The organism is Streptococcus sp. (assembly GCF_041802885.1).
Taxonomy (GTDB): Bacteria; Bacillota; Bacilli; order Lactobacillales; family Streptococcaceae; genus Streptococcus.
Genome location: NZ_JBHCHN010000068.1, coordinates 1 through 10,483 on the forward strand (window position 1 = coordinate 1; position 10,483 = coordinate 10,483).

At 43.0% G+C, this 10,483-nt stretch carries 10 protein-coding genes and 1 pseudogene; 5 read left to right on the forward strand and 6 right to left on the reverse strand.

The window, feature by feature from the left end; genetic code table 11:
• Positions 1-271 precede the first annotated feature (271 nt).
• Positions 272-1,255, reverse strand: a complete 984-nt coding sequence (locus ACEYCN_RS09050) for an L-lactate dehydrogenase (protein WP_373713956.1) — start codon at positions 1,253-1,255, stop codon at positions 272-274.
• Between the two features lie 199 nt (positions 1,256-1,454).
• On the opposite strand from ACEYCN_RS09050, the gene gyrA reads away from it, so the two are divergent.
• From gyrA to radC, 3 genes are all read left to right on the forward strand, one after another.
• On the forward strand, positions 1,455-3,908 hold the full coding sequence (gene gyrA, locus ACEYCN_RS09055) for a DNA gyrase subunit A (protein ID WP_373713957.1): 2,454 nt from the start codon (positions 1,455-1,457) through the stop codon (positions 3,906-3,908).
• A gap of 3 nt (positions 3,909-3,911) precedes the next feature.
• Complete coding sequence (locus ACEYCN_RS09060; protein WP_373713958.1) at positions 3,912-4,658, forward strand: class A sortase; 747 nt, start codon at positions 3,912-3,914, stop codon at positions 4,656-4,658.
• Positions 4,659-4,847: 189 nt separating this feature from the next.
• Positions 4,848-5,528 carry a DNA repair protein RadC gene (gene radC, locus ACEYCN_RS09065; protein ID WP_373713959.1) on the forward strand — a complete coding sequence of 227 codons (681 nt, stop codon included), beginning with the start codon at positions 4,848-4,850 and terminating at the stop codon, positions 5,526-5,528.
• On the opposite strand, the gene ACEYCN_RS09070 is transcribed toward radC, so the two are convergent.
• The 5 genes from ACEYCN_RS09070 to ACEYCN_RS09090 all read right to left on the reverse strand — a co-directional run bounded on the left by ACEYCN_RS09070 (position 5,525) and on the right by ACEYCN_RS09090 (position 9,494).
• Entirely contained in the window at positions 5,525-6,163 is a 639-nt protein-coding gene (locus ACEYCN_RS09070; protein WP_373713960.1) for a redox-sensing transcriptional repressor Rex, read from the reverse strand. The genes radC and ACEYCN_RS09070 overlap by 4 nt on opposite strands.
• Before the next feature lie 159 nt (positions 6,164-6,322).
• The gene (locus tag ACEYCN_RS09075; protein ID WP_373713961.1) at positions 6,323-6,670 is read right to left on the reverse strand and encodes a DUF1831 domain-containing protein; all 348 of its coding nucleotides are present in this window, start codon (positions 6,668-6,670) and stop codon (positions 6,323-6,325) included.
• On the reverse strand, positions 6,649-7,791 hold the full coding sequence (locus ACEYCN_RS09080; protein WP_373713962.1) for a cysteine desulfurase family protein: 1,143 nt from the start codon (positions 7,789-7,791) through the stop codon (positions 6,649-6,651). The genes ACEYCN_RS09075 and ACEYCN_RS09080 overlap by 22 nt, the downstream gene beginning before the upstream one ends.
• Before the next feature lie 12 nt (positions 7,792-7,803).
• A complete protein-coding gene (locus ACEYCN_RS09085; RefSeq protein ID WP_373713963.1) occupies positions 7,804-8,781 on the reverse strand; it encodes a ribose-phosphate diphosphokinase in 978 nt (325 codons plus the stop codon).
• Positions 8,782-8,921: 140 nt separating this feature from the next.
• A complete protein-coding gene (locus ACEYCN_RS09090; protein WP_373713964.1) occupies positions 8,922-9,494 on the reverse strand; it encodes a CYTH domain-containing protein in 573 nt (190 codons plus the stop codon).
• Positions 9,495-9,634: 140 nt separating this feature from the next.
• Here ACEYCN_RS09090 and ACEYCN_RS09095 point away from each other — a divergent pair, with 140 nt between their 5' ends.
• A complete protein-coding gene (locus tag ACEYCN_RS09095; RefSeq protein ID WP_373713965.1) occupies positions 9,635-10,300 on the forward strand; it encodes a GTP pyrophosphokinase family protein in 666 nt (221 codons plus the stop codon).
• Positions 10,284-10,483: pseudogene (locus ACEYCN_RS09100) on the forward strand (NAD(+) kinase); the annotation flags it as partial. The gene ACEYCN_RS09095 and the pseudogene ACEYCN_RS09100, both read left to right, overlap by 17 nt.

The following is a 10,483-nucleotide window of genomic DNA, read 5'->3' on the forward strand; positions in this document are numbered from 1 at the left end:
ATTTCCTTATGTGTACCGCAGTCCTGTTAATCTAAGATAGTGATGTTTGGGTCTTTTATTCCTAGTAAGTTTGTGATAAAATTTAGTTGTTCCATATGAGTCTTTCTAATGTAAGTTTGGTCGCTTTTCATTATAGGTCATATGGGACTTTTTGTATACACTCAAAAAAGCTCCATAATCTCCATGGTGGATTTACCCACTACAGAAATTATAGAGCCGCTTTTTTTTTGGAACAAAAAACTACCGTCCAGAAGGATGGTAGTTCATAGTATTATTGTTTTACGCCATCAGCGATTTCAGGATTAGCAAATGCATCATCAATGATGTCTTTCAACTGTTTTGCGGATGCTTGCATTTTTTGCAATTCAGCATCGTTGAGTGGCAAGTTTACTGGACGAACGATACCATGAGCACCAACGATAGCAGGTTGTCCGATAAAGACATCTTCAACACCCTCGTATTGACCTGTTTGGTATACTGAAAGTGGCAAGACTGTTTTTTCGTCATCGAAGATTGCTTTGGTGATACGAGCTAAGGCAACACCGATACCATAATAAGTAGCACCTTTTTTATTGATGATTGAATATGCAGCATCACGCACAGAGATGAAGAGGTCAACCAAACCTTGGGCATCGACATCGCGGTTATCTTGCAACCATTGCTCCAGTTTTACACCAGCAACGTTTGCATGTGACCAGACAGCAAACTCAGAGTCACCGTGCTCACCCATGATATAGGCATGGACTGAACGAGCATCGATACCAATTTTTTCTGCCAAAGCTTGACGGAAACGAGCTGTATCCAATGAAGTACCTGTTCCAATAACGCGCTCTTTAGGGAAACCAGAGAATTTCCATGTTGAGTAAGTCAAGATGTCAACTGGGTTAGCAGCTACCAAGAAAATACCATTGAAACCAGAAGCAACAATTTCAGTAACGATTTGTTTGTTGATGCGGAGATTTTTTTCTACCAGTTCTAAACGAGTTTCACCTGGTTTTTGTGGCAAGCCAGCAGTTAATACAACGAGGTCTGCATCATGAGCATCTGAATAATCAGCAGAGTAGATTTTTTTAGGTGAAGTAAAGGCAAGAGCGTGGCTCAAATCCTCAGCATCCCCTTGTGTACGGTCTTTGTTAATATCAACGATACCCAATTCTTGACCAATACCTTGGTTAACAAGAGCATAGGCATAGGCGGAACCTACGGCACCATCGCCGACAAGGATTACTTTTTTATGTTGTTTTGTTGCAGTCATTGCTACACATCTCCTTAGATTTATTATGGGAAGTCTCCCAATCATTAAGTATTGTAGCATTTTTTACTCACTTTCACAAGTAAAGATCATCCGTTGAAAATGTTTACATTCCAAGGTAAAGAACACTAAAAACCTTATTTTTAGACCAATTTATGGTATAATGGTACTAGTATTTTCAAGAGGAAATGAGGCTTGTTCAGTGCAAGATAAAAACTTAGTCGATATTAATTTAACCAGTGAAATGAAAACGAGTTTCATTGACTACGCCATGAGTGTCATCGTTTCACGGGCGCTTCCAGATGTTCGTGATGGTCTCAAACCAGTACACCGTCGGATTTTGTATGGAATGAATGAGCTGGGAATCACACCTGATAAACCCCATAAGAAATCTGCCCGTATCACGGGTGACGTTATGGGTAAATACCATCCACATGGAGACAGTGCTATCTATGAAGCCATGGTGCGGATGGCCCAGTGGTGGTCTTACCGTCACATGCTTATCGATGGTCATGGAAACTTTGGTTCTATGGACGGGGATGGGGCAGCTGCTCAGCGTTATACTGAAGCTCGGATGAGCAAAATTGCGCTGGAGATGCTACGTGACATTAACAAAAATACAGTTAATTTTGTTGACAACTATGATGCCAGTGAGCGGGAGCCAGAGGTACTACCGGCTCGTTTCCCAAACCTATTGGTGAATGGTACAACCGGTATTGCTGTTGGGATGGCGACCAATATTCCTCCTCATAACTTGGGGGAAACCATAGATGCGGTTAACCTGCTCATTGATAATCCAGAAGCAACGACTAGGGATATCATGGAAGTCTTGCCTGGACCTGACTTCCCGACAGGGGCTCTGGTCATGGGGAAATCCGGTATCCATCGTGCTTATGAAACTGGTAAAGGGTCCATTGTTCTTCGTTCTCGAACAGAAATAGAAGAGTTTGGAAATGGCCGTGAGCGGATTGTTGTGACTGAGTTTCCATATATGGTTAATAAATCTAAGGTTCATGACCATATCGTTCGTTTGGCCCAAGAGAAGCGGATTGAAGGTATCACAGCAGTCCGTGATGAATCCAATCGTGAGGGTGTTCGCTTTGTTATCGAGGTCCGCAGGGATGCCTCAGCTAGTGTAATTCTAAACAATCTCTTCAAATTGACCCAACTTCAAACCAACTTTAGTTTTAATATGTTGGCCATTCAGGGTGGTGTTCCAAAGATCCTTTCGCTCAAAGAAATCCTGGCAGCCTATATTGAGCATCAGAAGGAAGTAGTGGTCCGCAGGACCCAGTTTGACAAGGAAAAGGCAGAGAGCAGAGCCCATATTTTGGAAGGCTTGCTCATTGCCTTGGATCACATTGATGAGGTCATTCGTATCATTCGCAACTCAGAAACGGACGCCATTGCTCAGGCTGAGTTGATGGACAAATTTGCCCTTTCCGAGCGTCAAAGCCAGGCCATTCTGGACATGCGTCTGCGTCGATTGACAGGCTTGGAACGGGATAAGATTCAATCTGAATACGATGAATTGATTGCCTTGATTGCTGATTTGGCAGATATTCTGGCCAAGCCAGAACGGGTTGTTCAAATTGTTAAAGATGAGCTGACCGAAGTTAAGCGCAAATATGCTGACAAACGCCGAACAGAGCTCATGGTCGGAGAAGTCCTGTCCCTTGAAGATGAAGACTTGATTGAGGAATCAGATGTCCTCATCACCCTTTCAAATAAGGGCTATATCAAGCGTTTGGGTCAGGATGAGTTCCGTGCCCAGAAACGTGGTGGTCGTGGTGTCCAAGGGACTGGTGTCAAGGATGATGACTTTGTCAAAGATCTGGTTTCATCTTCAACCCATGACCGTCTCCTCTTCTTCACCAATAAAGGGCGTGTTTACCGTCTCAAAGCCTATGAAATTCCAGAATATGGTCGTACGGCAAAAGGCTTGCCAATCGTCAACCTGCTGAAGCTAGAAGATAACGAGTTTGTTCAAACCATCATTAATGTTGGCCGTGAGAAAAACGATGATCAGTATCTCTTCTTTGCGACCCGTCAAGGTGTCGTCAAGAGAACAGGCGTTTCTGAATTTGGCAATATTCGTCAGAATGGTCTCAAGGCTCTGAATCTCAAGGAAGATGATGAGTTGATTACAGTATTCCTAACAGATGGTCAATCTGACATTATCATGGGAACCAGACTGGGTTATTCTGTTCGCTTCAATGAGACAGTTGTTCGCAATATGGGCCGTACTGCAACCGGTGTTCGTGGTGTTAACTTACGAAATGAAGATTGTCTGGTTGGAGCTACTGTTATTTCTGATGATCAGGAAGTATTGGTTCTGACCGAGAAAGGCTTTGGAAAGCGGACAGCAGCCAGTGAATACCCAACCAAGGGTCGTGGCGGTAAGGGAATTAAGACCCTCAATGTAGCAGCCAAGAATGGCCCATTAGCTGGTCTGGTCACAGTTTCTGGAGACGAGGATATGGTCGTTATGACGGATACTGGTGTTGTCATCCGGACCAATGTTTCCAATATTTCTCAAACTGGTCGCTCAACCATGGGCGTGAAGGTTATGCGCTTGGATGATGAAGCCAAAATTGTGACATTTGCCTTGGTAGCACCTGAAGAGGATAAAGAAGAAATTGAAGGCGAAGAGTAGGATATGATGAGAAGACAGAGAAATCAAAAAAAGAAAAAGCGACATATTCTGCGAAATACTTTCATTTTTCTGCTAGTTCTTGTTTCCTTAGCCTTGATTTTCAATACCTCTATCCGCAATATGATTATTGCTTGGTATTCCAATCATTATCAAATTAGCAAGGTATCCAAAGAGGACATTGATAAAAACAAAAATGCTGATGTTACCTTTGATTTCAATCAGGTCGAGTCTATTTCGACAGAGGCTGTTTTGAAAGCACAATGGGAAGCGCAGCAGCTGCCTGTTATTGGTGGGGTTGCTATCCCAGATTTGGGAATCAATTTGCCCATTTTCAAAGGTCTGTCAAATGTTGCTCTAATGTATGGAGCGGGAACGATGAAGGAAGACCAAGTGATGGGGCAAGGGAATTATACTCTGGCTAGTCATCACATCTTCGGCATTGCAGGGGCAAGTGAAACGCTTTTCTCTCCTCTCTACAAGGCTAAAAATGGGATGAAAATCTATATCACTGATAAGGAAACTATCTACACCTATGTGATTACAGCAGTTGAAACAGTAGAACCTGATCGGGTGGATGTCATTGATGACTATCCTGGTAAAAATCAAATTACCCTGGTCACCTGTGAGGATGCAGAAGCAACCATGAGAACCATTGTATTTGGTGATTTGGAGAGCAGTATCCCCTTTGAAGGGGCGCCTGAGGAGATTTTGAAGTACTTCGAGAAATCCTACAATCAAGTTCAATTGTAAAGCAAGAGAGACTGGGCAAAACTTGTCCAGTCCTCTTTTTTCAATAAGGGCAAAAATTTCCAAACCATTTGATGCAAACCTTATTTAGCTTTAATAACTAGCCATAATGACTCGTTGTTGAACCAACATTTGAATTTTTTCGGGGAAGATTCTACTTCTTTTTCGAATAGATTAGGTAGGAGGATCTTTATGTATAGTATTCAATTCAAGGAAGAAGCACTATTGCCTCGGGAGCGTTTATTGGCAGTGGGAGCTGAAAAACTGAGTAATCAAGAGCTCTTGGCTATTCTGATTCGGACTGGTACTAAAAATGAACCTGTTTCAGTCTTGTCGCAACATCTTTTGCAAAAACTAGATAACTTAGCTTCTCTGCGGGAGCTTTCGATTGAAGAACTGCAGAAATTGACTGGAATTGGCCGTGTAAAGGCAGTCGAAATCAAGGCCATGATTGAGCTAGGCAAGCGAGTTCATCAGTCAGAATTGCTCCTCGAGGAGCGGGTATTGGGTAGTGAGCGCTTGGGCCGCAAGATGATGGCCGATATTGGTCAGGAAAAGCAAGAGCATCTTGTGGCCCTCTATTTGGACACGCAAAATCGGATTATCTCCCAAAAAACGATTTTTATCGGTTCTGTTAATCGCAGCATTGCAGAACCCAGAGAGATTTTACACTATGCTGTCAAATGTATGGCAACATCGGTTATTATTGTCCACAATCACCCATCTGGTTCGATTGACCCTAGTCGGCATGATATTCTGTTCACAGAGAAATTAAAAGAGTCCTGTGAAACACTGGGACTCGTATTATTGGATCATTTGATTGTTGGGCAGTCTTCCTATTACAGTTTTCGGGAAGAGAGCGAGTTGTTTTAGCCCTTGCGCATGAAGTAGAGCAGGGTTTGGAGTTCGCTGGTCAGATCAACATACTGAACGACCACATCTTTTGGTACATTCAAGTTAACAGGAGAGAAGCTGAGGATGCCTTTGACACCTGCTTTTACCAGTGAATCAGTCACTTCTTGGGCTGCACTACTTGGAACGGTTAGGATGGCGGTTTTTGCATTGGCTTCTTTAATTTTTTCCTCTATTTGGGAAATGCCATAGATGGGAACATTTTGGTCGATGGTGCCTACAACCGGGTTGTCATCTGTTTCAAAGGCCATGACAATTTTCATCTTATTGCGCTCGTGGAAGCGGTAGTGAAGGAGGGCCCGGCCCATATTTCCGACACCGATTAGCATAACATTCGTAATAGAGTTATCATTGAGGATTTCAGCAAAGAAGTCCATGAGCTTTTTGACATCGTAACCAAAGCCACGGCGGCCAAGCTCACCAAAGTATGAGAAGTCTCTGCGAACAGTAGCAGAATCAATACCGATAGCCTCTGCAATCTCTTTTGAACTGGCTTTTTCAATATTTTCTCGGTGGAATCGTTTAAAAATTCGATAGTAAAGTGAGAGCCGTTTAGCGGTGGCACGAGGGATCGCTGCATTCTTATTGTTTTTCACAATCTTTTCTCCGTTTCTGTAAGTCAAATTTTATCCTTTTATATTGTAAAGGATGTTTGTGAAAAAATCAACAAAAGTGTTTTTAAAATTAAAAAAAACAAGGAGAAGTCCTTGTTTTTGCGTTTAGATAGGCTTTTTTGGATAATTAGCCACTTCAAATTACTGTTCTTCCTTTGTGAAAATATCTCTGTCAACCAGACTGTCCATGAGAAAATAAAACTTTTCTTGGATGACCCTACTTCCATTTTCTTTAAAAATATTCACAAGGCGAAGACCGGATTGGTCAGTGATATTAACTTTAAATCCATTTAAGTCGCTATTGATGGTGATTTTCAGAAGAAATCCTTGATTTGAGTTGGGAATTTCTTCTAGAATACGGCTAAGCTGGTAATGGCCAGCCTTGGTCACTTCAAAGGTATTGTCACGGAGTGTGAACTTTTTGACAGTAGGATTGAGTTTGTAAGAGTAGCGGCAGTCCTTAAGGGCTACTTGTTGTTCGAATGCCATTTGCGGGCACCTCCAATAATTTCTTTTATAGTTTGACTAAGTTTGTCAATTTCTTCAGCAGTATTTTCTTCTGAGAGACTGATGCGAATCGATTCTTTTAATCGGGGCGAATCAGTTCCGTACAGGGCTGCTAGGACATGGCTGTTTTGGATAACTCCAGCTGTGCAGGCTGAACCGCTGGAAACAGCAATTCCAGCTAGGTCTAACCTCATGAGTAATTGTTCGTTTAAGTAACCTGAGAAACCGATGTTGATGATATAAGGGAGTGCTTTTTCATCCTGGTTGAGGTAATAGTTAACATCAGCTATATTCTGTAAGAATTGTTCTCTTAACTGGTTGATGGTGTTTAGATTCTCCTGAGCTCCGTTGACTTGCTCTGTCAGGGCCGTTGCCATAGCGGCGATAGCTGGTAGGTTCTCGGTTCCAGCCCGGTGTTGGTTCTCTTGTTTCCCCCCATGAATGAGCGAGTCAAAACCAGCTTGTCTGCAATAGAGGAATCCAACACCTTTTGGCCCATGAAATTTGTGGGCAGAAGCAGCTAAGAAATCGATTTCTAATTCCCCAGGAAATATCGGTAATTTTCCTATGGCTTGAACAGCATCAACATGAAAGACAGCCTGGTGGTCTTTGAGAAGCTTGCCAATGTCTTGAATGGGCAAGAGATGTCCCGTTTCGTTGTTGGCATACATAACACTGACCAAAATAGTGTCTGGGCGTAAGGCTTCTCTAACCTGTTCCGCAGTGATTTGTTCATTTGCAGGCTGCAGGTAGGTCACTTCAAAGCCAAAACGCTTTTCCAAATACTCCATGGTATGGAGAACAGCATGATGCTCAATGGCGGTCGTAATCAGGTGCTTACCTTTTTCCTGGTTGGCCAGGGCATAGCCTTTGATGGCTAAGTTATCTGCCTCTGAGCCACCGGAAGTAAAGATGATTTGATCTGATTGGACTTGGAGGGATTGAGCAATGTCCTGGCGAGCCTGGCGTAGGATATGATTGGCTCTACGACCAAAAGTATGAATGCTAGATGGATTCCCATAAACTTCTTGCGAGACAGAAACGAAGGTTTCTAAAGCTTTTTTCGAAAGGGATGTCGTTGCCGCATTATCGAGATAAATCAAGATAAGGCCTCCCTATTTCTTATCCAGGTGAATGGTAGCATTAAAGAGTGGGCTGACTGGGCGACGTTCATGAATACGGATAATAGCATCGGCAATCAATTCGCTGGCAGATAGGAATTTGATATTTTTTGGCAACTGTTCTTTGCTATCAACGGAATCTGTTACTAGAATTTCCTGAATTGGTGCAGCATCAAGGAGTTGAGTTGCATTGCCAGCAAAAAGTCCATGACTGGCTACAGCATAAATTTCAGTAGCCCCATTTTTCTTCACAATTTTGGCTGCTTCTGAGAAGGTCCGGCCTGTATTAAGCATGTCATCGATGAGAATAGCTTTTTTACCTTCGACATCTCCGATAATGTAACCTTCTTCGCGGTCTGCATCGTCTTGGGCGTAGTCAATGATGGCGATAGGAGTGTTAAGTGACTCTGCCAGTGAGCGAGCCCGTTTGATGCCAGAATTTTTAGGGCTGACGATGACAATATCATCTCCAATCAGGCCTTTTCTCACATAGTAATCTGCAAAAAGAGGTACCGTAAAAAGATTATCAACTGGAATATCAAACAAACCTTGTACCTGAACGGCATGCAAATCCAAGGTCACCACACGACTAACTCCAGCTTTTACCAGCATATTAGCAACTAGTTTGGCAGTGATGGGTTCACGTGGTGCGGCGGTGCGGTCCTGTCTGGCATAACCGAAATAGGGCATGACAACTGTGACAGAATTGGCACTGGCACGTACACAAGCATCTACCATAATCAAGAGTTCCCAGAGGTGATCGTTGACAGGGTAACTGGTTGATTGGATGATATAGACATCTACGCCGCGAACACTCTCTTCGATGTTGATTTGAATCTCTCCGTCAGAGAATTGTCGGGAGGAAGCTTTTCCAAGGGGGATACCAGCTGCTTTAGAAATTTTCTCTGCAATAGGTTGGTTCCCTGTCAAAGAGAATAGTTTAATTTGTTTGTCAGCATATGGTTGAACCATGGCTCATTGACTCCTTTTATAACTAGAGGATGAGCTTGATAGGCTTATTGCCTAGGAAGCTCAATTTGCAATTTATTGACTAGAACTATTCTACCAAAAAAATGACAAATTTTCAGTAAATGAAAACAAAAAATCAGCACTTATTTGGCTGATTTGAGAGAAGCAGCAGCGCGGGCAACCTTGCTGCTAGCATATTTGAACTTGATAGAATGCTTTTTGAGAAAATAATCAAAGGAAATCTTGCCTTCCTCTGCATCTTTGACTTCGACTTCTAATTCATAGTCTGTCTGGCCATTGTAGGCATTTTCATCCAGGGCCAAGAGACCAAATGAGGCTTCTTTTTCATGACGAATGGTGGTCAGTTGCCCCCAAATCTTCAAGTCATCGATGGGGATGCTAGTTGCTACAATCAAGTCATGAATGGGGCCTTCTGGGAGGTGAAAGTCATGGATGAGGGCTTGGGCTTCCTCTAAGGAAAGCATCTGATTGTACTCCATATTGCCAACGTCCTGGGGGCATTTGAGGGTCAATTCGCCCTTATCAGGAAGAAGTCGAATACGCAGAGAGAAGCGGTGATTTTTCATGTCAGAGTTTCTTGTATCAATGTAATAGTTGGTTTGATGAACAGGCTCGGTGTTTGAAAATTCGTCCAGTAGGCGAAGATATTCTGACTTGCTCAAGAGGGTTTTGTATTCGATTTCTAATTGGTTCATTTTTACTAGAGTAAAAGCCTTTCATGTGGTATAATAGTCTTTGTGTTATTCTATAAAAAAATTGAGCTTTTGACAAGAAAAGCCTTCGTATTTTGAGTAGAAATGAAATCAATAATGGCAGGAAAGGGGAATGGTTTATAGTGAATTGGGAAGAATTCCTAGACCCCTATATTCAAACGGTTGGCGAACTAAAAATTAAGTTTCGTGGGGTGCGCAAGCAGTATCGCAAGGCCAATCGACATTCACCCATCGAGTTTGTCACTGGCCGGGTCAAGCCCATCGAGTCCATCCAAGAAAAGATGGCGCTTCGCCATATCAAGCTGGAAAATCTGGCACAGGATATGCAGGATATTGCTGGGATTCGAATTATGGTCCAATTTGTCGATGATGTGGAAGAAGTCCTGGAGATTATCCGCAAGCGTAAGGATATGCGGGTGGTGCATGAGCGCGATTATATTAACAATATGAAGGCGTCTGGCTACCGTTCTTACCATGTCGTTGTCCAATATCCAGTAGACACCATCAATGGTAATCAGACAGTGCTGGCAGAGATTCAGATTCGGACCCTGTCCATGAACTTCTGGGCGACCATCGAGCATTCCCTCAACTATAAGTACAGGGGGAATTTTCCGGAAGAAATCAAGCAACGCTTGGAGATTACAGCCAAAATTGCCTATCAGCTAGATGAGGAGATGCGCAAAATCCGCGACGACATTCAAGAGGCCCAGGCCCTCTTTGATCCTGCCCACCGAAAATTGAATGACGGCGTTGGAAATAGCGATGATACAGATGAAGATTACAGATAGAAAAAAAGTCGCCTTACTGAGCAGTCGCAATCCCAAGAGCGAAGCTGTTTCCAAGGAATTGTGGTCCAAGTTGAAGGAAGCTAACTTTATCCTGACGCCAAAGAATCCGGACATTGTCATTTCCATTGGGGGCGATGGCATGCTGCTTTCAGCCTTTCACAAGTACGAATCCATCATTGACCA

What these genes read in the sequence shown, in the direction of transcription:
- ACEYCN_RS09090 (WP_373713964.1), bottom strand. Translation starts at nt 9,494, where the DNA reads ATGAACCAATTAGAAATCGAATACAAAACCCTCTTGAGCAAGTCAGAA.
- ACEYCN_RS09085 (WP_373713963.1), bottom strand. Translation starts at nt 8,781, where the DNA reads ATGGTTCAACCATATGCTGACAAACAAATTAAACTATTCTCTTTGACA.
- radC (WP_373713959.1), top strand. Translation starts at nt 4,848, where the DNA reads ATGTATAGTATTCAATTCAAGGAAGAAGCACTATTGCCTCGGGAGCGT.
- ACEYCN_RS09075 (WP_373713961.1), bottom strand. Translation starts at nt 6,670, where the DNA reads ATGGCATTCGAACAACAAGTAGCCCTTAAGGACTGCCGCTACTCTTAC.
- ACEYCN_RS09060 (WP_373713958.1), top strand. Translation starts at nt 3,912, where the DNA reads ATGATGAGAAGACAGAGAAATCAAAAAAAGAAAAAGCGACATATTCTG.
- ACEYCN_RS09050 (WP_373713956.1), bottom strand. Translation starts at nt 1,255, where the DNA reads ATGACTGCAACAAAACAACATAAAAAAGTAATCCTTGTCGGCGATGGT.